The organism is Vibrio frigidus (genome assembly GCF_042465995.1).
Lineage (GTDB): Bacteria > Pseudomonadota > Gammaproteobacteria > Enterobacterales > Vibrionaceae > Vibrio.
Genome location: NZ_JBCDMC010000006.1, coordinates 234,777 through 258,228 on the forward strand (window position 1 = coordinate 234,777; position 23,452 = coordinate 258,228).

22 protein-coding genes are annotated in these 23,452 nt (G+C 40.3%); 2 read left to right on the forward strand and 20 right to left on the reverse strand.

Translation table 11 applies throughout. From position 1 onward, the window contains the following. Positions 1-52: 52 nt before the first annotated feature. The 16 genes from AACW90_RS12170 to nrfB all read right to left on the reverse strand — a co-directional run bounded on the left by AACW90_RS12170 (position 53) and on the right by nrfB (position 15,292). Positions 53-691: a response regulator gene (locus AACW90_RS12170; RefSeq protein WP_390234762.1), complete on the reverse strand. Its 639-nt coding sequence runs from the start codon at positions 689-691 to the stop codon at positions 53-55. After that, positions 676-2,052, reverse strand: coding sequence for a cache domain-containing protein (locus AACW90_RS12175; protein WP_390234765.1), 1,377 nt, complete (start codon positions 2,050-2,052; stop codon positions 676-678). Before AACW90_RS12175 ends, AACW90_RS12170 begins: the two co-directional genes overlap by 16 nt. Before the next feature lie 122 nt (positions 2,053-2,174). Further along, the gene (locus AACW90_RS12180; protein ID WP_195703059.1) at positions 2,175-3,458 is read right to left on the reverse strand and encodes a TRAP transporter large permease; all 1,284 of its coding nucleotides are present in this window, start codon (positions 3,456-3,458) and stop codon (positions 2,175-2,177) included. Then, on the reverse strand, positions 3,455-3,997 hold the full coding sequence (locus AACW90_RS12185; RefSeq protein WP_275136398.1) for a TRAP transporter small permease subunit: 543 nt from the start codon (positions 3,995-3,997) through the stop codon (positions 3,455-3,457). The genes AACW90_RS12180 and AACW90_RS12185 overlap by 4 nt, the downstream gene beginning before the upstream one ends. 129 nt (positions 3,998-4,126) lie before the next feature. After that, a complete protein-coding gene (locus AACW90_RS12190; RefSeq protein WP_195703057.1) occupies positions 4,127-5,227 on the reverse strand; it encodes a TRAP transporter substrate-binding protein in 1,101 nt (366 codons plus the stop codon). Positions 5,228-5,602: 375 nt separating this feature from the next. Beyond that, the gene (locus tag AACW90_RS12195) at positions 5,603-5,959 is read right to left on the reverse strand and encodes a MarR family transcriptional regulator (protein ID WP_390234769.1); all 357 of its coding nucleotides are present in this window, start codon (positions 5,957-5,959) and stop codon (positions 5,603-5,605) included. Between the two features lie 156 nt (positions 5,960-6,115). Continuing rightward, the gene (locus AACW90_RS12200) at positions 6,116-6,769 is read right to left on the reverse strand and encodes an MBL fold metallo-hydrolase (RefSeq protein WP_390234772.1); all 654 of its coding nucleotides are present in this window, start codon (positions 6,767-6,769) and stop codon (positions 6,116-6,118) included. 68 nt (positions 6,770-6,837) lie between these two features. Continuing rightward, entirely contained in the window at positions 6,838-7,404 is a 567-nt protein-coding gene (gene mepK, locus AACW90_RS12205; protein ID WP_390234775.1) for a peptidoglycan L,D-endopeptidase MepK, read from the reverse strand. 170 nt (positions 7,405-7,574) lie between these two features. Continuing rightward, a complete protein-coding gene (locus AACW90_RS12210; RefSeq protein WP_390234777.1) occupies positions 7,575-9,134 on the reverse strand; it encodes a L,D-transpeptidase family protein in 1,560 nt (519 codons plus the stop codon). A 161-nt stretch (positions 9,135-9,295) separates the two neighbouring features. Beyond that, positions 9,296-9,892, reverse strand: coding sequence for a GTP cyclohydrolase II (locus tag AACW90_RS12215; protein WP_390234779.1), 597 nt, complete (start codon positions 9,890-9,892; stop codon positions 9,296-9,298). 189 nt (positions 9,893-10,081) lie between these two features. Then, a complete protein-coding gene (locus tag AACW90_RS12220; RefSeq protein ID WP_390234781.1) occupies positions 10,082-10,555 on the reverse strand; it encodes a cytochrome c-type biogenesis protein in 474 nt (157 codons plus the stop codon). Positions 10,556-10,579: 24 nt separating this feature from the next. Continuing rightward, positions 10,580-11,092 (reverse strand): DsbE family thiol:disulfide interchange protein, encoded by a 513-nt coding sequence (locus tag AACW90_RS12225; protein WP_390234783.1) that lies wholly within the window; start codon positions 11,090-11,092, stop codon positions 10,580-10,582. Then, positions 11,079-12,989 (reverse strand): heme lyase CcmF/NrfE family subunit, encoded by a 1,911-nt coding sequence (locus tag AACW90_RS12230; RefSeq protein WP_390234788.1) that lies wholly within the window; start codon positions 12,987-12,989, stop codon positions 11,079-11,081. Before AACW90_RS12230 ends, AACW90_RS12225 begins: the two co-directional genes overlap by 14 nt. A 50-nt stretch (positions 12,990-13,039) precedes the next feature. Then, complete coding sequence (gene nrfD / locus AACW90_RS12235; RefSeq protein WP_390234791.1) at positions 13,040-13,987, reverse strand: cytochrome c nitrite reductase subunit NrfD; 948 nt, start codon at positions 13,985-13,987, stop codon at positions 13,040-13,042. A 2-nt stretch (positions 13,988-13,989) separates the two neighbouring features. Next, positions 13,990-14,673 carry a cytochrome c nitrite reductase Fe-S protein gene (gene nrfC / locus AACW90_RS12240; protein ID WP_390234793.1) on the reverse strand — a complete coding sequence of 228 codons (684 nt, stop codon included), beginning with the start codon at positions 14,671-14,673 and terminating at the stop codon, positions 13,990-13,992. 10 nt (positions 14,674-14,683) lie between these two features. Continuing rightward, the gene (gene nrfB / locus AACW90_RS12245) at positions 14,684-15,292 is read right to left on the reverse strand and encodes a cytochrome c nitrite reductase pentaheme subunit (RefSeq protein WP_390234795.1); all 609 of its coding nucleotides are present in this window, start codon (positions 15,290-15,292) and stop codon (positions 14,684-14,686) included. 485 nt (positions 15,293-15,777) lie between these two features. Here nrfB and nrfA point away from each other — a divergent pair, with 485 nt between their 5' ends. Beyond that, positions 15,778-17,196: an ammonia-forming nitrite reductase cytochrome c552 subunit gene (nrfA, locus tag AACW90_RS12250; RefSeq protein WP_275136385.1), complete on the forward strand. Its 1,419-nt coding sequence runs from the start codon at positions 15,778-15,780 to the stop codon at positions 17,194-17,196. Between the two features lie 65 nt (positions 17,197-17,261). Here the strand turns inward: nrfA and AACW90_RS12255 are convergent, their stop codons facing one another. From AACW90_RS12255 to AACW90_RS12270, 4 genes are all read right to left on the reverse strand, one after another. Further along, positions 17,262-17,513 (reverse strand): hypothetical protein, encoded by a 252-nt coding sequence (locus tag AACW90_RS12255; RefSeq protein ID WP_390234796.1) that lies wholly within the window; start codon positions 17,511-17,513, stop codon positions 17,262-17,264. Positions 17,514-17,935: 422 nt separating this feature from the next. Next, positions 17,936-18,421, reverse strand: coding sequence for a TPR domain-containing protein (locus AACW90_RS12260; RefSeq protein ID WP_390234798.1), 486 nt, complete (start codon positions 18,419-18,421; stop codon positions 17,936-17,938). Between the two features lie 246 nt (positions 18,422-18,667). Further along, entirely contained in the window at positions 18,668-21,328 is a 2,661-nt protein-coding gene (gene gyrA / locus AACW90_RS12265; protein ID WP_390234800.1) for a DNA topoisomerase (ATP-hydrolyzing) subunit A, read from the reverse strand. Positions 21,329-21,736: 408 nt separating this feature from the next. Further along, positions 21,737-22,432: a DUF1223 domain-containing protein gene (locus AACW90_RS12270; RefSeq protein WP_390234975.1), complete on the reverse strand. Its 696-nt coding sequence runs from the start codon at positions 22,430-22,432 to the stop codon at positions 21,737-21,739. Positions 22,433-22,659: 227 nt separating this feature from the next. Between AACW90_RS12270 and ubiG the strand changes: the two genes are divergently transcribed. After that, positions 22,660-23,370: a bifunctional 2-polyprenyl-6-hydroxyphenol methylase/3-demethylubiquinol 3-O-methyltransferase UbiG gene (ubiG, locus tag AACW90_RS12275; protein ID WP_390234802.1), complete on the forward strand. Its 711-nt coding sequence runs from the start codon at positions 22,660-22,662 to the stop codon at positions 23,368-23,370. Positions 23,371-23,452: the final 82 nt, after the last annotated feature.

Consider the following 23,452-nt stretch of genomic DNA (forward strand, 5'->3'; position numbering starts at 1 on the left):
GCCGCATTGACCTCAGACTTCGAATGAACCGGCCCCGTTCAGGGGCGGTTCATCAATCTAGCAATCCAGTTTCAACGGCGTATTTAGCGAGTTCAGCAGTAGAATGCACATTCAATTTGTGTTTTATGTTTTGCCTGTGAGTTTCGACGGTTCGGTAACTAATATTTAAAAGACTCGCTATCTTTTTACTACTACTGCCCTGCGCAACGAGTTTTAATACCGCTTCTTCTCGACGACTTAAAGGGTTTGCCTTTTTAGCGGCGGGTATAACCGCTTCAGCAAACAGAGTTTGCGTTGTCGATTCACAGAAGTAGGTTGAGCCCAAGTTAACCGTTTTGATAGCCTGTACCATTTTTTCAGCTGATATTTCTTTAAGCATGTATCCAACCGCGCCGGCTTGCATGACATTGATTATATATTCACGGTTGTCGTGCATGGTTAACATCAACACTTTCACATCGGGGAATTCTTCTTTGATTAATTTGGTCGCGTCAATACCATTCATAATTGGCATACTCACATCCATTAGAACCACATCAGGTTGATGCTGTTTAACTGTATCTATCGCTTCCAATCCATTTGATGCTGTTGCCACAACTTGGATTTCAGGCTCAATCTCTAGTCTGGCCATAAAGCCTTCTAATACAACTTGATGATCATCTACAATGATAATTCTTATCGGTTTTTCCATACCATCAACCCATCCAAGTTAAGCAACACAGTGATCTCCGTGCCTAAATGCGGTTCACTTGAAAGCTCAAACTCCCCGCCAATAAATTCTACCCTTTCTCTCATATTTCGCAGACCAATACCTTTTTTAACTAAACCATCAACTTCGTCAAATCCAACTCCATCATCTCGAATCATCAGTTGTAACATGTTACCCATCTGATGCAAAATAACTGTGATTTTTGAAGCATTTGCATGTTTTTCAATATTAGTTAGCGACTCTTGGGTCACTCGGTAAAGCGTCGTCGCAATTTCAGAATTAAGCTTGCCGTCTTGAGTATCAAAGAGCGTTTCTATTTCGATCTCAGAATGTGATTTAAAATCCTTTAACAACGTCATTAAAGCCGCCTCTAAGCCAATATCATCTAGTGCACTTGGTCTAAGGTTATGTGAAATTCTACGAACTTCATTAATCGCCATCGATAATGAGCTTTGCGATTTCTCAATGTGTTGGTTAAGCACATCACTCATTTCACTATGATCCAGTTTGTTATCTAGAATCTCAAGGTGACACTTACTCGATACCAGTAATTGATTAATGCCATCATGTAATTCCCGTGCTAAGTGTTTCTTTTCATCCTCTTGAAACATGACTGTTTTATGAGCCAGTTCTTTTAGGTTTCTATCCGCTAACCTATGTTCATGTAAATTGATAGCCAAGGTCAGTACAATTATGACGGCAACCGTAACCGCCAATATAGAGATAACCGAAAAAAACGTGGTTTCGATATTCTTGTTTACCGTATCTTGCATTTGCATCACTTCATTGCTGATGTCTTCAATATAGAGCCCGGTGCCGACCATCCATCCCCACTTGTCGAGCCAGGCGGCATAACTTAGTTTCTGAACCACTTCATTGGTTGATGGTTTTTGCCATAGATATCGATGGAAACCACCACCAGCTTGCGCTTGAAACAACAACGCTTCAATAAGATAATCACCGTTGTTGTCTTGGAACTCCATCAAGTTTTTACCAACAAGTTCTGGCAACATAGGATGGACTAAATTCACTCCATCCCTATCGTAAACAAAAAAATAACCATCGTTTCCGTAACTCAGTTGACCTAAAATTGTTTTTACCTGCTCTTGTGCAGCGAGGTCACTAGATGATGCATTTTCGTATATTGGCAGAATAGCGCTGATTGCCATATCGATACTGTCTTTTAAAGCAGACTCTCGAGCCTGTATCAAGTTATCACGAAATATCTCGATCTCTTTTTGACCAAGTGATTTGGCTTGATAGATAGATATCCAGCTAATACTGGCACTCACTATAATCAAAGGAATGAGGGTCAATAGGATTAATTTTGCTTTAAGTGGCATTTCTTTTCCCTAAATAACCTGAGCTTGAACCAAATAAAAAAACCGTTCGCAAAAACGAACGGTTTTATCATAACAACTTATGTTAATAGTTTGTAATTAATACGGATTAACCTCGGATTCGATCACATTCCATAAAAACCAGGGAACACCAATAAGCTAACTAAAACCGCCACTTGAATCAGAATAAAGGGCAATACACCTCGGTAAATATCGGCTGTCGTCACCCCTTTGGGGGCGACCCCTTTCAGGTAAAATAGGCTAAAACCAAATGGTGGTGTAAGGAAGGAGGTTTGTAGGTTCATCGCAACCAAGATAGCAAACCAAACCATATTGATCCCCATAAGCTCCGCTACAGGTGCAATAATTGGGACAATAATAAAGCAGATTTCAACGAAATCGATAAAGAACCCGAGAACCAATATCACGAGCATTACAATGATTAAAAATCCCCATTTTTCTCCCGGCAAATCAAGCATCCACTCTTCGACAAGTATGTCGCCACCGGTATAGGTGAAGGCCATGGAAAAGGCCGTTGCACCAAGCAAAATAGCAAACACCATCGCGGTTACTTTTACGGTCTCTTTCGATGCCTCATAAACCATGCGGAAGCTAAATTGCTTATAAATAATCGCAAGAACAATCGCCCCTGTACCACCCAACGCCGCCGATTCTGTTGGTGTTGCAATACCTGCAAATATCGACCCCAAAACAACAATAATGAGGGCAAGAGGAGGAATAACCGCTTTAAGGGCAGTAATGACCTCTTCTTGGCGTGATATCGACTCATCCCTTTCTATCGTTTGTGTCGCTTCTGGATTAAGCTTAGCGTATATAAGGATATAGATAATGTAGGCACCGACTAGTACGAAACCTGGCCATATTGCCGCTTGGAAAAGGTCTCCGACCGGTACACCGAGCACATCCCCCAATAGAATCAAAACGATAGAAGGCGGAATAATCTGACCTAAGGTACCTGAAGCACAAATCGTTCCGCACGCTAGGCCCTTGTCATAATTATATTTAAGCATTACTGGCAGAGAAATAAGCCCCATCGCCACAACAGATGCACCTACCACTCCAGTAGATGCGGCTAACAATGCACCTACTAAAACGGTTGATATTGCTATACCACCACGAACATTCCCAAACAGGCGTCCCATAGACTCCAATAACTGCTCTGCCAATTTGGTCTTTTGCAATACTAAGCCCATGAATACAAACAACGGGACCGCCATTAGAACGGTATTCTCCATTATCGACTGTATTCGATAAGGCATGAAGGCAAACATCTCGATTCCCTCGGCCCAAGTGCCGAATAGGAAAGCGATACCACCAAATGTAAAGGCAACAGGAAAACCAAGTAACAAAGCCAAGAGAGCAACAAAAAACATCACTATACCGATCATGATTCGTTCCTCTTTGTCTCTAATATAGCTCTTTTAGGACTGATAATATTATTGATAGAATTGAGTAAAAGACCAACGCCACTGAGTGCCATAAACATAAAAGAAAGTGGTATGAGTGCTTTAATAATCCAACGGTAAGCTAGACCACCTGGGTCACCGGATGTTTCACCGAGCGCATAGCTTTCTTTGGCAAAATCGATACCATACCAAGCAACTAAAAGACAAAATGGGAGTAAAAAAACAAGGGTGCCTATCAGATCAATAATAGATTGTGCTCTTGTGGATAGTCTTTCGTAAAAAATATCAACTCTTACATGTCCCGCAGTACGAATTGCGTAAGGGACACCAAGTAAAAATACGGCAGAAAAAAGGTGCCACTCCAGTTCTTGGAAACCAATAGATACATCGTTGAACGCATAACGCATAACAACATCGTAAACAACATTTATAACAAGCAGGATAAATAAAATACTGGCTAACCAGCCTAATAGATCGCCTATACGATTGAACAACTGTTCCATCTTGATAAGACTTCTCATTCCGAACTCCGTGGAATTTATAATTTAATTATTGCGCTGCCTTATGGCAGCGCTTGTTATTATTATGGATTTCTTCTTAGGGTTCTAGAGCAAGTTGTTATTTTTCTTGCCCTTTTTGCTATTTGGCCTTTATTCAGACTCTGCTTGGCTATTTAGGTAGGCTCGATGGGAAATATTGGTCCATGAACGTACTTGTTTTAGGTAAGACGCTTGAGAATCTTGAATCTCTTTCGTTAGTGGGTCTTTAGCTGCATGCTCGGCAAGTAATTTATCATTTGCTTCGCGTAATGCTTTCATTACTGCAGGTGGAAAATCCTTAACTTGAACGTTTGGATATTCAGTCTTCATTGATACCCAATTCTTACCACTTTCATGCGTTGCTTGTGTGTACATGTCATAAGCAGCGGTGCGCATTGCTATTCTTAAAATTTCGCGTAAATCTTCTGGTAACTTCTCATAAGTACGCTTATTCACTAAGAACTGCAGTTCAGAACCCGGCTCATGCCAACCTGTATAGTAATAAGGTGCAATTTTGTGGAACCCCATACGAAGATCTAACGAAGGACCAACCCACTCTAATGCATCAATGGTGCGGCGCTCTAACGATGTATATAGCTCTCCAGGCGCAATATTAGTTGGTTTTGCACCCAGTTCAGCCAATACTTCACCTGCGAATCCAGGTATACGCATTTTCAACCCTTTTAGGTCATCAACGCTATTGATCTCTTTTTGAAACCAACCACCCATCTGTATATCCGTGTTACCACCAGGAAATGAAAGCAGGTTGTGAGGTGCGTAAACCTTATCCATTAACTCCATACCACCGCCGTGATAAAACCACGCGTACTGCTCTGCAGGCGTCATACCAAATGGCATCGACGTAAAATACAATGTATTGGGTACTTTGCCCTTCCAATAATATGAGCCCGAGTGCCCCATATCGTATTGTCCAGATTTAACCATATCAAATACACCAAGCGGTGCTTTGTGTTTGTTGGCAGAGTCGATGCGAATCACTAGCCGACCATTTGACATTTTCTCTGCCATTGCCGCCATATTCTTCGTTGCATCACCAAATACTGGGAAGTTCGGTCCCCATGTTTCTGCTAATTTTAATCGATACACTTTGTCAGCAGCAGTCGCACTCGTCGCCATTAGCGATGTACATACTGCAGCGACAACCATCGTCCCTGTAAAGACTCGTTTCACTGATTTCGAAATTAGACTCATTTTTTTACGTCCTTTGTTATTTTATCGATACTTACGCCAGTAAGCACACGGGGTAACAATGGACATATTCGACACATAATGAAATCGGCGTGAACACGCATCCAATTAACATTTACACATTTAAGTTCGACTTTAGTATTACGTATTAATACGCAATGAGAAAATTATCGTGAGTTTATATCACCATATTACAATGACTTATTGGCTTGAAAGAAACGTAGGCTCGTATATAGTACCTACGTAGTTAACATTAAACCCGATCGGATAAATGTTATAATTTTGTGACCTATAGCTCACCGACGAAAAACAGCAGAGTAAAACCAAAAAAGCTCCTAATAAGGAGCTTCGTTTTTATGAGCCTAATTAAATAAGGTCTTAGTTCGCTTTATACTGAACCTTGTTACCTTCAAGCTGCACTTTTAGTACAAGATTTTCTTCTAGTAACTTTTTCAGTGCACCCGTCGCCCAAGAGGCAGCTTTGCCTTCTTCTTGCCCTGCTTCTAAACCAATTTGTTTACTATTGATTCCTTCAGGACTATTCAAAACAATATCAAGAACTTGTTGTTGTTTTGGTGTTAAGGCAATAGACGTAACAACTTTCTCTTCTGTTACTTTAATCACGTCATTTTGAACTGTATTTTTCTGTTTTGGCTCTGTTGAAGGTGCTGTTAAAACGACTTTTACGCGTTTTTGCAACTTCATTTGCACTTTACGTTTATGAGCGAGTCTCATTATATTTTCCTAAAATCCGCAGCGGTAAAAACTAAAGAGCGCTTTTATACCAAAAATTCGAGACGATTTACAGTTTTGGACGATAGGTTGAATAATAATTGAACAAAAACCGATATTTAGCGGACTTTAATTAAAAATATGACCATCAAATGATGATTAATACAGAGGCATTTCGTCAGCTACGAATGGGTTTGTTCTTCGCTCTCTACCGATAGTTGAAATAGGTCCGTGCCCGGGAACAAATCCTACGTCGTTGCCTAAAGGCCACAACTTGGTCTTTATAGATCGAATCAATGTTTCGTGATCACCCTGCGGGAAATCGGTTCTGCCTATTCCTCCTGCAAACAACACATCACCGACAAAAACAAGTTGAGCTTCTTTGCTGTAAAACACAACGTGCCCAGGCGTATGTCCCGGAGTATGGTAGACCGCGAATGTTTGATTGCCAAAAGTAACTTCATCACCGTCAAGCAACCAATGCTGAGGCTCAAAAGATTCTGTTAATGGAAAACCGAACATCTTGCTCTGACCTTCCAACCCTTGCAACCAAAAATTGTCCGCTTTGTGAGGACCTATTACCTCAACACCGAACTCTTGAGCCAATGGCTGCGTCCCACCGACATGGTCTAAGTGACCATGAGTCAGCAATATATTGACGATATCTACACGCAGTTCTTGAATTAGCATTGTGAGCTGCTTTACGTCCCCACCGGGATCAATAACGATACCTTTCATGGTTTCGTCACACCAAACAATTGAACAGTTTTGTGCAAAAGAAGTGACTGGGACAATTTGATATTTAAGGCTCATAGTTTTGCTCAGGTTGGTTTATGTTTATGGCAAAACTATGACATTTGAGGACGCACAATACAAGCTAGTTACCAAGAACGTACTGGACCAGAATCGATATGAACGAAATTACTGTTTGGATAATAACCAACGCCACCTGCTTTTAATGTTTTTGCCGCATCTCGGACTTCGTCAAGCGGAACCCCTTCCAAGCGGAAATCCATTGCCTTACCTAACATGTGAAAACTCTTTTTTGCCACTGCACCAGACTTAGACCGCAACAACTCGTTGGTTAAAGGTGACCGGTAACCGGATATTAATTGCACTTCAGCACTGGAGTTTAAGAGCGTTTGAATAGCATTAAGTTGACTCAGTAAATGCTTATCGATTTCATGTACTTCATTTCTACGAAAATCTCTAAAGATATGATTTATCTTATTTATTTCGGCCGAAAAGATTCTATTATTTGAATCAAACTGCGTTTGTAGTTTTTCTCCGGTATGGAGATTTTTAAACGAAACCACTTTGTTCTTAGTCAATTGACTATTCTGTTCTGCCAATGAGGCCAGTACACTGGTAGGGAAAAAGGTAGCAAGGGCAACACCTCCAGCGCTTAGACGTAAAAATTGTCGACGGTCTACTGTATTAATTGGCATAAAGTTCTCTTCATTAAATAAACGCTGTGCAAATTAACGTACATTAATTGATCAGTCAAATAATGTACGGGCGTATTTTTTGTTACTGGAATACACATACAATATTCAAGCCAACAATTGTCGGTTTGAATATTGAATTAATTGCAGTTTTTTTCGAAGAGCTCAATTTGTCAATTTTTAGTCAAATTTAAAGAGGATGTTCTGTTGTCATAACCGTAGATATCTTTTCTGTATTGGATCTGCCCATTTTTAACCCAAGCAGTTTGATAGAGTATATGAACAGGTATATGCCGTTTCAGCGCTACGCGATGCATTATCGGGTCTTCAATGGATTGCTTCGGTGGTTCAATCCCCTGCACTTTCATCAAGGTTTGAGCAAATTTATCTGCATATTGAACCCTGATACATCCTGAACTATAAGCACGCGTTGTATTGTTAAACAGATATTTTGACGGCGTATCATGTAGGTAAATAGCTCTAGCATTTGGTGTATTAAACTTAAATGCACCTAACGCATTTCGTTTCCCGGGCGCCTGTATCATATTGTATGAAAAAGTGTCTGGATCGACTGTCTGCCAATCAATCGTCGAAGGGTCAATAACCTCTTTCGAACCCCAGTACTTTACGATTTTCATATTCATTCTTTCAAGATAACTATCATCTTTTTTAATTAAAGGAATGATATCTTCACGCACTAGTTTTTTAGGGATTTTCCATGAAGGATTCATGATTAATGTATCCATTTTCACTCTTAGCAGCGGTGTTTTTCTTTTCTTTTTTCCTACGATAACTTTTGAAGAAAACTGATTTTCCCCTAGATACCAGTAATTTAAATGAAAACTAGGGAGATTGACGATGATAGTGTTTTGGAGGTCCTTTGGCATCAATCTAGAACGTTCAGTATTTAGCGCGACAGAATATAAACGGTCTTCAAGTGGCCTATTAATCCAGTATAACGTCTCTTTTCCTATAACCCCGTCAACTTTTAAGCCATGCATTCTTTGAAACTGTTCCACAGCCTTAATTAGAGGCTGGTCATATTTCATCGTATTGACATCGATATTTTCAGTGTTAATACCAACAACCTTCAAACGATCTACGAGAGGACGTTTGTTATATATGCCGTCACCTTTTTTGATAATACCCACTTGTGCATAGCGCCTGACTCCAGAGTCTATACCTTCTGTCAGCAAACTTACCGCCTGATGCACGTAGTCCATTTGATCTGGTGTGCCATTCAAAGCCCTAACGTAATCAATAAGTGTCCCTTTATTCACATTTTGCACGAACTGATTGATAGCGTCATTGGTCAGTACCATTTCTGGGAGCTCCACGCGACTCCCGTAATACCACTTAAAACCGTTATCTTTTACTAGCTTGGTATAGTTATTAAAATTCAATATCGTGTCGGTCGCAATAACATCGTACTCATACCACTGCCCTTCATCTCGTAAATTTTGCAACCTTAACAATCGAGCAGAGAAAAAATCACTTAACTGGGCGTAATGCACAATCATTAGCAATGACTCTAACTCTTGAGATGTCTCTGGTTCATGCCAAATGAGTTGAAAATTACGAGAAGTATAGATTTCGTTTAAAATTTCGGGATAAGTGACTTCCGAAGCGACTTTTTTGTCAACTTGCAACCAGTTCATTTGGTACAAATCTTCTAGTGCTAGCGATGGAGGAGTAAAACACAATGCTAATATCAGTAAAAACCGATTATTCATAAAAAAGACAGCCATATTAAAGCGTTATATATAGAATAGGGCAATATATCACCAGATGTGGGGATTGAGATTAGCATTATTGAGAAACACTACAAATAATACATTAAAAAACCCTACATTCAGCAGGGTTTATTGCCATTATCTACGCTATATCTTTTAAACTAAATATCTAAGTTGTGTTTACCGTGAGAAACCTTCGCTTTTAGGTAACTTTCATTGCCTTGCTTGACATGGGCAAAGGTATTTATCACCTCTTCAAGTTCAATGCCTAAACTTTGCAGTTCATTTATTTTTTTAGGATTATTCGTAATCAGCTTAACTTTATTAATGCCTAAGGCGTTAAGCATTTGTGCGGCTTCGGTAAAGTCTCTTAAATCGTCACCAAACCCTAGGTGATTATTCGCTTCGTAGGTATTCATTCCTTCACTTTGCAATCGATAAGCGTCGATCTTATTGTACAACCCGATTCCCCTACCTTCTTGTCGAAGGTAAAGTATGACCCCACCTTGTTCACCCATTTTATTAATCGTTTCTTCGAGTTGCTCACCACAATCACAACGCGACGAATGAAATACATCTCCGGTCAAACACTCGGAATGGATTCTCACTAATGGGGTGTTTTCTTTTTGGTCGGCATCTTGAAACACAAGTGCTATATGTTCTTTATCGGTTTCCAAGCCACGAAAAGAGAGAATCTCTGCATCGATATTACTTTTCAAACCAACCTTTAAAGCCACTCTGGCGCGGACTTCAGCCATATTTATTCTCGCTTAATCATTCATTAATGCATCAAATACATTAATGAACTACTGATATTCTAGATGATAACAACAATATTGGGATTGAAGTGAAGGATTTCAATGAAATATCGCGACATAGCAGTGAACTGTCGTTATCCATACGAAGGATAACTGTTATATTATAACAATAACCGAACCTTTCAAACCTTAATCTATATTTCTATCGTCGTTACGCTTTGGTTTAACCAATCTAAAAGCGAAAAATAACCCAAGAATGAATAGAAGAATAGGAAAAAACCACAATACCAATGTTCTATTTGATAATGCAGGATCATAAAGTACAAAATCACCAAAACGATGAGTCATAAACTCTACTATTTGGTCATCACTCTGGCCGTCCTTTACCATTTGATACACTTTTAGTCGCAGGTCCTTGGCGACAGGAGAATTAGATTCAACTAGATTTTGGTTCTGACATAGCGGACAACGAAGGCTTTTAGCTAAACTTACCGCCTCTTGTCTTTGTTGTTCTGAATCAAATTCAAATAATTCTGCTTGTATCGCGACATCTTTATTGTTGTCATAAAAAATAACGGGATCATTTTTGTTAGCTGCTGTGGCGGTAAAAATAATCATCATTAGCGATAGCGCTGAGGCCATGGATACCAATACTTTTATCATTTTTCCTACTAGAATTCGTTCTGGTTAAAAATAGGAAGCAAGTTGATTTTGCCAAACATCTGAGTCAACAACACCACTCACTCTAGTAATAATCTTGCCGTTACCATCTATAACAAAGGTTTCAGGTGCACCCAATACACCTAAATCTAGCGCTAACGTTCCATTTGGGTCATACACTATTTCAACATAAGGGTTTCCTTCTGCTGCAATAACCTTTTGTGCATCTTTTCGATTATCTCGATAATTGAGCCCAACAATCGTAATGCCAGATTCAGCGAGTTCTACAAGGAAAGGGTGTTCAATTTTACATGCAGCACACCATGACGCCCAAATATTCAATAGCGTATATTCATCACTAACAAAAATAGTCTCATCTACGATTTTATCACCCTTTAACGTAGCCAAGTTAAAGCTTGGAACTGGCTCATTCATCATGGAGTCATTTAATTCTGTATTCGCGTTATTTAGGCCATAATATAGGGTCCCAAATACTGAGAGCAAGATAACCAGCAATACCGATAACTTAACCAGTTTCATCACTCTTCTCCTTCATTGTAATGTTCACAACCCTTCGGTTTAATATTAGAGAACCAACACCACCAAATACCATCAACAAACCACCAAACCAGATCCACTGTATGTACGCTTTATATTGTATTCGCACGGCGAAAGAACCATCATATAATTTCTCACCTAGCGTGATATACAGATCCCCATGCCAGTAACTTTTAATACCAGGTTCAGTCATATTCATCACTCTAACTTGATAATGTCTTCTTTCAGGAACCAATTCTTGTTTGCCATTAATCCTGAGCAGAACCTGCTCAGCAGTATAATTGGGACCAATGAACAGGTTCTGGCTTTCAAAGGTTAGCTGGAATCGTTCGAAACTTACTCGGTCACCAATACCAAGCTTCGCACTTGTTTCTACTGAATGATATGCGTTCATACTTGCACCAATACACGCAAGGACTATCCCCCCGTGAGCAAAACACATCGGCAACATAGCGATCCGACTTCTCGCCGTTCCCACACTATACAATCGATGAAGCATACTAATACAAACAAAAGAACACAGAATCCATGTAACTAACACCATCGGCTGCATAGTCTGATATTGGATTCGATATAATACGGTACCTGTTAATAGAGCCACAATACTGAATATAACCAGCAACTTTACCGTTTTCCGTTTATTTTTAACAATGAGAGCGGCACTCATGAGTAACAAAGCCATAAAAGTAAGCGGGGCGAACAGCGTGTTAAAGTATGGTGCACCAACAGAAATTTTACCCAGCCCAAATATTTGGAAGATCATTGGGTAAAAAGTTCCAAGCAATACGGTAATCATGGCAATAGTAAACAGACCATTACTAAGTAAAAACAAAAAGCTTCTGCTTTTATAACTTTGTATAGCCTTCGATTTTATGTCGTCACCTCTAAAAATTTGGCTACCAAAACCGACTAACACGAGGGTAATTAAAATAGCGATGAGTACAACACCACGGGTGGGATCGACGGCAAAAGCATGCACAGAAGTAATAATGCCTGAACGTACAACAAATGTGCCAAGAATACTGAGCGAAAAAGTAATAAAAGAGAGGCCATAGCTCCATTTCATTAAACGCTTTTCTTGCTGGCTAATGATCAAACTATGCACCAGCGCCGTCCCTGTTAACCACGGTAAAAGTGAAGCATTTTCAACCGGGTCCCAGAACCACCAACCGCCCCAACCTAATTCATAATAAGCCCACCATGCGCCCAACAAGACACCACTGGTCAAAAAAGTCCACGCAATTAAACTAAATCGACGGCTAATTGCCAACCAATAAAAGGGAATCTCTTTCTGCCATAATGCTGCTAAAGCGAGTGCGAAACTAGACGAAAAACCGATATAACCGATATACAACAAAGGCGGGTGGAAGATTAACGCAACATCCTGAAGCATTGGATTGAGATCTCTGCCCTCTTCGGGGAAAACAGAATTTACTTCAAATGGATTAGATGCAAGCAGTGTGAAAAATGCAAACACACACACAAGAGTAGAGGATACGAGCAGGGCTTTAGCTAAGTAATCATCCGGTAGTTTTTTATAATTGAGTGCAATGGCTGAATTCCAAAGTGCCAACGTAACGACCCAAAATAAAAGTGATCCTTCGTGACCACCCCATACAGCTGCTCCCTTGAAGAAAACAGGTAACTGTGTATTGGAATGGGAAGCCACATAGACTAGTGAGAAATCATCAGTAACGAAGGCCACCGCTAACGCAATAATTGAGATTAGTGAGAAAAAAAGGCCGACATGAACCAATGAAAGCAATGTTCCAAGTGGAACTTCTTTTTTCATTAACCACTGATGGGGAACATAACACAAAGAAAAAAGAGAACTAATAGCAACGATGAGAAGAGAAAACTGACCGATTTCTGAATACATATAATTTTAATTAGGCTTGACCTGTAATAACAAGGTCAAGCCTATATTTCCTATACTACTGTCATTTGACCAGCATAAAGAACGAACGTACGTAACATTAGTACACCAACCAAACTTAGTACCGTTACAATAACAATGAATCCGTTTTTATGTCGAACCGCCGCTGGCATGAAGAAGTTAAGTGCTAATGGCGTTAACATACCAAAAATGATAACTCCCCACCAGAACCAAGTTGCCCAGAACCCACTACCAATCGCATTGTATGCAGCAACTTCACCTTGACCACCACTAAAGATAAGTCCCGTAAAGAAGCAGAGCATAACAAACAATTCAAACATCACGACGGGACGTTCAAAGCTATGGACCCACTTCGCCGTTGCACTTGTTGGTGACTGTTTAAACACAACAATACCGCCAAGCATACAGGCCGCAGCACCAGAGGATAAGCTTGAGAACAAGAATAGGATTGGTAAAACTGGATTATTGAGCATCGGGTACGTTTGTAGAGCCGATAGTAAAAACCCAGTATAAGCTGCCAACATGATCGCCATAAACCCTAAGAACAGTTCCCAGAAATTTTCGATCTTAGCGAGCTTAACAATAATGCCATCAACAAAAGAGAGTTGCTTCGGCATGTATTTCATAATGGTGTCTTTAAAGATAATTGCAATCCAGACAAATAGAACCATTAGATAGACTTGGAACAGAATAACACCCATCGACATAACCGAAGTGGTGTTAAAGTAGATCATGATTTTCCAAAATGCCAAAGGTTTGGTCAAGTGAAAAATCAGGATAGTAAGTCCAGAAATAATACCGAACGGCGCTATCCATGCAGTTGCTTTTAAGATGCCATCTTTAGCGGGGTCACCTTCTATGACTTTACGCTTCAGGTAAATAGATATCATCACAGCGCCAGCAGACATACCGGCTAAAAACAAATATATAGCGATTATCCAATCCCATACGAGGGTATCGAAATTAAATGCAGCTTCCATTTCTAAATCTCCCCTTTTTGGTGCGGAATTTTGTACAGTTTAGGTTTAGTGCCTAAATCCAGTTTATCTCTATAAAAAACGTTATTGTTTAATACCGCATTGATTTCTGATTTCGGGTCATTTAAATCACCGAACGTCAACGCTTTCGTTGGACACGACTCTACGCATGCAGGTAATTTCCCTGCCGCTAGGTTGGTATCACGACAGAAGTTACATTTATCTGCAGACTTATGCTCAGGGTGGAAAAAACGGACTTGGTACGGACAAGCCGCTAAACAATAACCACAACCGACGCACTTATCTTGATGGACGTCGACAATGCCAGTCTCTTCATCTGTATAAGCCGCGCCTGTAGGGCAAACCATTACACAGGGTGCATTCTCACAATGTTGACAAGATTTTCGTGTAAAACGGTAATCAACATCAGGATATTCACCTTTCGGCTCACTTCTAATAATCTCAAGCCTTGCTACACCTTCAGGAACATTATTTACTTCTCTACATGCATCCATACAAGCCGTACAGCCAATACAAGCTGTTTCGTCATGTACCATGCCATAACGCTTCTCGCCATCTTCCATCGTATTAGCAAGGGTCTTAGTGCTAAGAGCACCAGTACTTGCAACCCCGGTAGTGAAGATAACGGCGCCTGCGCCAGTCAAAAAATTTCGTCTAGAACAACTCATGTCATCTCTCCTACTCATTGTCTTCTTTGTTTAGCTTAGCTCTCTTCATTTTCGTGAAGTCTGAGTGGCAATCGACACATAACTGTACTCTTTGTTTATGATCAAAGCTGAGTACTTTTGCTTTACTAGCGTGGACGTTATGACAATTGGTGCAGGTCAGGTTTTTTGCATGGACATCGTGTGTCCAAAACTTTTCGCGCAAATCGTCTGGCTTATGACAGTCGGTGCACTCTTTATTCGCTTTCAATATTTCGCTTTGCGTCAGCACTTGCTTTTCGGTACCTGGCTGAGATTGAGCTTCGAAATACTTGGTCACCTTTGGAGCGCCATTACGATGCTTCGAGCCAATCTTATTATGACAATCAGCACACTTGACTTGCTTACCAAGTATATCAACCGCATTGTAACCATGAGACTCATGCAAAGAAGAATAAGATTCCTTGTGACACTTCGCACATTGCTTATCTTTACGTGAGATCACCAGTTTTTTTCTTTCTGGTTCTGCGGTAGCGGTGGTATCACTTGCAGTTTCCGCATAAACATTTATAGAGAAACCATAGAGACATAATATAAGAAGTGACTTCAGCATTATGGCTATGGTCAACTTGATATTGGCCATTTTTTTCCTTTCCTTAATTCAGAATACTCTAATGTATTAATGAATGATATTTCTGAATAAGTATAAAAACTCTACAGGATTAATTTACAATAACCCTAAACGATAATAATTCTTATTATGGAACAGCCACAACGCTATTAAAAGTATTATAAATAACTATATTAATATTACCTAATTTTAATATCACATAGTGACCAATTTCACCTTATTTTTTCTGAGGTTTGGCGACGTAACTTCTTGAATAGGAAGAATTATTGACTATAGCGCCTACCCCTTTATAGGTATATGAAACAAAGCGTGTCCGTGATCACCTTATTTAATTGATCTAAAACAAATTAATAAGCCCGCTATATACCTTATTTATTTTTTACGTCTAATATATACGGGTACCTCCTATTCTTATTTAGGATACCAGTCCACAACGCTAGGTATAAAAATAAACGGAGTAATAAATTGAATAATCATATAAACATGGAGATAACACCATGAGTAAGCACTGGGTATCTAAGTCAGTAGCAATTCTAGCGGCGGGCTTGTTAAGCGCTTCTGTTGTTGTAGCTGCAGACGGAAAGATTGGCGACCCTCGTAACGAATCATTCGAGAGCAGTCATTCACAACAATACGAAACTTGGAAAGCAACTTCTGAGAGCACTGAAAAAACGGATGCTTTAGCTGGCGATCCGAACATGGTCATTATGTGGGCTGGTTACGGTTTCTCTAAAGACTATAACAAGGCACGTGGTCACTTTTACGCTATAGACGATTTACGAGCAACACTTCGTACTGGCGCACCTAAAGACGAAAAGACTGGGCCTATGCCTATGGCATGTTGGAGCTGTAAAGGCCCTGACGTGGCTCGTGTTATTGAAGAAAAAGGTGAAGACGGTTATTTTGAAGGTAAATGGGCACGTTTAGGCCACGAGATAGTTAACCCTATCGGTTGTTCTGATTGTCACAATACTAAGAGCGAAGCATTCAAAAATGGCGAACCTGATCTAATGATCACTCGTCCATATGTTGAGCGCGCGTTTGAATCTATTGGTATGCCATTTGATCAACAATCTGATATCGAAAAACAAGCAACAGTTTGTGCTCAGTGTCACGTTGAATACTATTTCACTGGTCCAAATAAGTCTGTTAAATTCCCTTGGGACCAAGGTACTACCGTCGATGACATGGAGCAGTATTACGATGCTCTTAACTTCAAAGACTGGACTCATAAAGTATCTAAAGCACCGATGCTGAAAGCTCAACACCCAGGTTTCGAAACTTGGAGAGTGGGCATACACGGTAAGAACGGTGTAGTTTGTGCTGATTGTCACATGCCTAAAGTTGAAAAAGACGATGGTACTGTTTATACAGACCATAAAGTGGGTAACCCACTTGACGCATTTGACAACACTTGTGCACAGTGTCACACACAAGAAAAAGAATACTTCCAAGGCGTTGTTTCTACACGTAAAGCTCAAGTTACTAACATGAAGCTTATCGCTGAGAAACAAATTGTTGCGGCTCACTTCGAAGCGGGTGAAGCTTGGAAAGCTGGCGCGACAGAAGAAGAAATGAAAGATATCTTAATGGATATCCGTCACGCACAATGGCGTTGGGACTATGCAATTGCATCTCACGGTGTCCATATGCATGCTCCTGAAGTTGCACTAGAAATTCTAGGTACTGCAGTAGACAGAGCGGCAGACGCTCGTACTAAGATTATTCGTCTACTTGCTAAGAAAGGCATTACTGACCCAATTCAAATCCCAGACATCTCTACTAAAGCTGCTGCACAAAAAGCACTAGGTATGGATATGGATAAGATGAATGCTGAGAAACAGGAGTTCCTCAAGACTCTCGTTCCTGAGTGGGAAGCGAAAGCCAAAGCCCGTCAAGACAAGTACACTTATTAATAGAGAAGTGAGGTCAACACCTCTCCGTTGACTTCAAATTAAATGCCAGCTTTTGCTGGCATTTTTCATTTTTGCAATCCTAATTTTTCTTCAAACATCAACTTGGAAACGAATGGTTCCGGTGTGTTAGTATATTTCGTTGGCGTATATGCGTATGTAATAGAGAAGCACTCAATATCAATTAGTTGTTCAAGTATACAACCTGAATATAAAATATTGTCTAATTGTGTTGGTGTGTTTCGTTGATCTTTGAATAACGAGTCGCCCCAATTGGCTCTAGATTGGCTAGGCAATAAACTTGCCCACTCTTCGACCATCAAACAAACCACCGATTTAGTTGCGCTCTGGCGTCATCTCTTCACCAAGATTGATTGGTTTTAAAAGAATTAAACGATTCAATCTTGGCTATGGTTGATTGCAGAGGACTTAAGATTGACCACGCTATTCAATCCAAACATAAGTGCAGATTACTCCCACCAGGGTTAAACTGTTGGTTGCAATCGGACTAATCGATTTGAGTAATATACACAATAAGGCTAAGCGTCGAAACGGATATACACTGCACACTCTTGTATAGATAGAAAGGAAATGGCCTAAAATGAAACGAATAGCTTAAAAATATCACCCATTAGTTAGTTGCAAGCAACCTGTTCAATTAAAAAGATGAGAGCAAGCCAACTAGCCTGCCAAAACAACAGCCAACATGCAGAGCAAGCACTCAATATCAAGAAACTAAGAACTACTTAGTTTGTAGTGCTTGGGTTCTGTTTATAGAGTTAATAATTGCTACTCTGTCTATGCCTTGGCGTTCTGAATCTAACACTTTTTGCCAAGTCTCAATCGCGTCATCATATCTAAAACTAATGAAATGGTCATTAGCGATGAGCATTAAGGCCGTATCGTTTAGTTGATCCTTAGACAAAGCGATATCCAGTAATTTATTTACTTCTTGAGTCATGCGCTGTGAGCTTAAATAATATAAGGCCGTGGCTTTTGCGGCGTAAATGGTCGATGATGGTTCATCAGTCAATCGCAACACGTAACCAAAGCACGTGTCTGCATTGGTAAATTCTCCATTTGCAAAATATCCTTGACCCAATTGAAACCACAGATCCGCATTATTTTTGTCTTCCCTTAGTTTGTCTTGAATCTCGACAATGATTTCATCGATAGTTAATGGAACGGCAAGTTTTACAACCTTGGTTTGCTCCTTATCTGGAGACACGATATAAAACCAAGAAAGCGTGCAAATAGAAGATAAAGTGATAGATACGACCAGTGGAGTTAATAAGCTGCTCTTTTTTTGATATCTAAAATGAAACAGAAAAATGATGAGCGTGAGTAACAAACAGAGAATTAAAACAGGCATATGAATTGATATAGAAAATAAGAATTGTCGCAATACGATAGCATTTCAAGCATAAAAAAACCGGGCTTTCGGCCCGGTTTTTTTATTAATTTTAGCCGTTAATTACTCTTCAGAGTCAACGTCAGCATCACCTTCGATGTCATCATCGCTCGTTTCAGAATCTTGAGTATCAGTCACTGATTCAGATTCATTAGTCGGGTCAATTTCTTCCCCTTCTAATTCCTCTATTTCAGCTTCCTCTATTTCATCAATTCTTTGCAATGCAACAACATTCTCATCTTCAGATGTTCTGATTAGCGTAACACCTAGTGTATTACGTCCAACCTGATTAACTTCAGAAACACGAGTACGTACCAATGTGCCAGCGTCGGTGATCATCATAAACTCATCACCATCTACAACTTGCACAGCACCGACAACTTGTCCGTTACGCTCAGAGACCTTAATCGAAACCACACCTTGTGTAGCACGACCTTTCGTTGGGTACTCTTCTAATGAAGTTTGTTTACCGTAACCATTTTGTGTCACCGTTAATATATTCCCTTCATTAGCAGGAACAATTAGCGAAACAACTTGGTCACCATTAACCAGCTTCATACCACGAACACCAGCCGCTGTACGGCCCATTCCTCGAACAAGCTCTTCTTTAAAGCGAACCACTTTACCCGTTTTCGAGAACAGCATGATATCGCTATTACCATCGGTAATATCAACACCAATGAGAGAATCATCATCTCTCAGATTCACAGCAATAAGACCGTTTGAACGTACATTAGCAAAGCTTGCTAGTGACGTTTTCTTCACAGTACCATCACCAGTCGCCATAAAGATAAACTTATCTTCAGAGTATTCAGTTACTGGTAAAATAGCCGTGATTCTTTCGTTTTCTTCTAGAGGTAGAATATTAACAATAGGTTTACCACGTGCATTTCGACTTGCTTGAGGAAGTTGGAATACTTTCAAGCGATACGCCTTGCCTCTCGTAGAGAAACAGAGAATGTTGTCGTGAGTATTGGCGACGAGTAGACGTTCGATATAATCTTCGTCTTTCATCTTAGTCGCACTCTTACCCTTACCACCTCGACGCTGTGCCTCGTAGTCATTCAGGATTTGATACTTAACGTAACCTGCATGAGACAAAGTAACCACAACATCTTCTTGAGCAATGAGTTCTTCCATATCCATATCATGGACAGCGGCAATAATTTCGGTGCGACGCTCATCACCAAAATTGTCCCTGACAATTTCTAGCTCTTCACGAATCACTTCCATCAAACGATCAGTATCGGAAAGAATAAGCATCAACTCAGCAATTTCTTCAAGAAGTGCTTTATACTCTTCAACAATTTTCTCGTGTTCTAAACCAGTCAGTCTGTGTAAACGAAGCTCTAGGATAGCTTGAGCTTGTTGTTCTGTTAGATAGTATTGGCCATCACGAATACCAAACTGGTCTTCTAGCCACTCTGGACGAGCAGCATCGGTACCAGCTCGTTCAAGCATTCCCGCAACATTACCAAGGTCCCAACCGCGAGCAACTAAGCCAGCTTTCGCTTCCGCAGGCGTCGATGCGTTACGAATCAATTCGATGATTTCATCGATATTCGCCAGTGCTAGCGCAAGACTCTCTAAGATATGTGCACGATCACGCGCTTTACGAAGTTCGAAGATAGTACGGCGTGTAACAACCTCACGACGGTGATCAACAAAACACTTCAACATTTCTTTAAGATTGAATAGTTTAGGCTGGCCGTTATCTAGCGCAACCATGTTGATACCGAACGTTGTTTGAAGCTGAGTCAATGAATAGAGGTTATTTAGAACCACTTCCGCAACCGCATCACGCTTACATTCGATAACAATACGCATGCCATCTTTATCAGACTCATCACGTAGGGCACTGATACCTTCTACCTTTTTATCTTTAACAAGCTCGGCAATCTTTTCGATTACGCGTGCCTTATTAACCTGATAAGGTATTTCAGTAACAATGATCGTTTCTTTACCGTTCTTTTCAGATTCGATATGCGCTTTTGAACGCATGTAAACTTTACCGCGTCCGGTATTATAGGCTTCAACAATCCCTTTACGCCCGCTGATTAAAGCAGCCGTTGGGAAGTCAGGACCTGGAATAAAGTCCATAAGTTCTTCGATAGTGATTTCTTCATTATCGATAAACGCTAGGCAACCAGCAATAACCTCATTCAAGTTATGAGGAGGGATATTTGTTGCCATACCAACCGCGATACCAGACGAACCATTAACCAACAATGTTGGTACCTTCGTCGGTAGAACTGCTGGAATAAATTCTGTTCCGTCGTAGTTAGGGACGTAATCTACTGTTTCTTTATCAAGGTCAGCAAGAAGTTCATGAGCGATCTTCGACATACGGACTTCCGTATAACGCATCGCTGCTGCTGAGTCCCCATCAATAGAACCAAAGTTACCCTGGCCATCGACCAACATGTAACGTAAAGAAAACGGTTGTGCCATACGAACTATCGTGTCGTATACCGCACTATCACCGTGAGGGTGATATTTACCGATTACATCACCCACAACACGGGCAGATTTTTTATATGCTTTGTTCCAATCATTACCAAGCACATTCATCGCGAATAAAACGCGGCGGTGTACTGGTTTTAGGCCATCACGCACATCAGGAAGAGCACGACCAACGATGACAGACATCGCGTAGTCTAAATAAGAACTTTTCAGCTCATCTTCAATGTTTATGGGCGTGATTTCTTTAGCTAGATCGCTCATAGAGCCATTTTCCCTCTATATTTTGATCGTATATTCGATACGTACAAGGTCGCAAAATATAACACAAAACTTATCGTATCCGCACCACTTTCCATCACCTTTTATGATGTTGTGGCATCAAAAAGTTGCAAATCCTATGAAAGACGCGTTTCTGTGTGCTAATTTATTGAATAGTGATGATTTTGTGAGCAGAAAAAATACGCTATTCGCATTTGTTGTTGAGAAAATAAGGCGTAGGTAAAGCTCGTAGCAAGAAATAGACAACGAAGAGATAACATTATCTATTTGTTGCTAAAAGGCACGATAGAGCCGCGCTGGTTTTCTCTCAATGCGGTATTATATTGGTGTTATGCGTTTACCTTCTCCCACAAGGCTTAATTTATCGATCTGAGCTCAAAGTTAATCGCTTTATTGTGATGAAACCAACAAGCCACTTACCGTTTGTATAGGTTGAAAGTCATCTCGTTTCGTTAACCATACCGCCATTGCGTCTGCTTTTTCAGGCCACGCTGATAACTCAAAGCGCCAGTTCTGTTCTGCTAGTAATTGTTGTTTATCTAAAACAACAAAATCGTGCTCCAATTTTTTACCTCTGTTTTCGCCTGCTTTAATTTCTGTGGTCTCATCCATGGCGAGCAAGACAAGGTGCGCGATATATTCACCTTTTGCGCTATACGAAAGATCAAATTGATTCCCTGAACGCGTAACCATGAGTTTTCCGGCAACAGAAGCCGAATTAAAAGGCAATTGGTCTCTCGAAAAATAACCTCTCCATTCTCGGCCATCAACAAAAAAACCCGGTGTGTAAACGGAAGATGAAGCACCATAGCTTTTATACAAGCGTTGTCGTTGAGTAAAAGAAGGATGTGAAAATTCGTCTTTCCAACCAAGGTAGTTCCAATAATCCACATGAAAAGCGAGCGGAATAACTTCAGTCCATAAACCAGAATGTTGTTGGAATTGACTCAAATACTTATCAGCAGGCGGACAGCTCGAACATCCTTCAGATGTAAACAGCTCGATTAATTGCGCTGGTTGCCCTTCATGTGACCAAATCTGATCGCTAGCGAATGTTAGCGATGAATGAGAAACAGATGTGATCATTAACATAACAGTAAAGAAAGTGATCTTGTTCATACTCTACTCCTTATTTTGAGCCTAATAATGAGACCTCCTTTGGCACAGATAAATTTCATACTGGTTGCAACATTCTATCTTCCTCACTAATCAAAAATCTGCATTAGCGAACCGCTTTATTGAGGCCGTTCCTTTCAAGTCGCGGCAATATCTGTTTATAATCCATTATGAATACCATCAATGAAGAATAAGTAATGTCACCAACAGTGAACGTCGATCCAGAAGAGATCAGAAAATTTGAAGAAATGGCATCAAGATGGTGGGACCTTGATGGGGAATTTAAGCCGTTACATCAAATCAATCCGCTACGGTTAAACTATGTATTAGATAAAGCCAATGGTTTATTTGATAAAAAGGTATTAGACGTTGGCTGTGGTGGTGGTATTTTATCTGAAAGCATGGCTAAGCAAGGTGCACAAGTGACAGGGTTAGATATGGGCAAAGAGCCATTGGAAGTCGCGAGGTTGCATGCATTGGAGACAAAAACCAACCTAACCTACATCCAAAGCACAATAGAAGAACACGCAGAACAGAATCCAAATAGCTATGAGGTCATCACTTGCATGGAGATGCTGGAGCACGTGCCTGACCCACTTTCTATTATCCGTGCGTGTGAAAAGCTAATTAAGCCAGGTGGCCATGTATTCTTTTCAACACTGAACCGAAATTTCAAATCTTACCTGTTTGCCATCGTAGGTGCAGAGAAGATTTTAAAGATTGTTCCTCAAGGTACGCATCACCATGATAAATTCATCAAACCTTCAGAGTTGTTGACGATGGTAGACAAAACCAACCTGTTAGAATTAGGGATTACAGGGCTACATTACAACCCATTATTTGATTCTTATCGCTTGGGCCCACGAGTCGATGTAAATTATATTGTTCATACTCAACTTCCCGTTTAGCGTCTGCTAATTTGACGACAAATTAGACGGGTTTTGCATAATAATTGGATCAAGATCTTTAAATGTAAAACTCGTCAAAGAT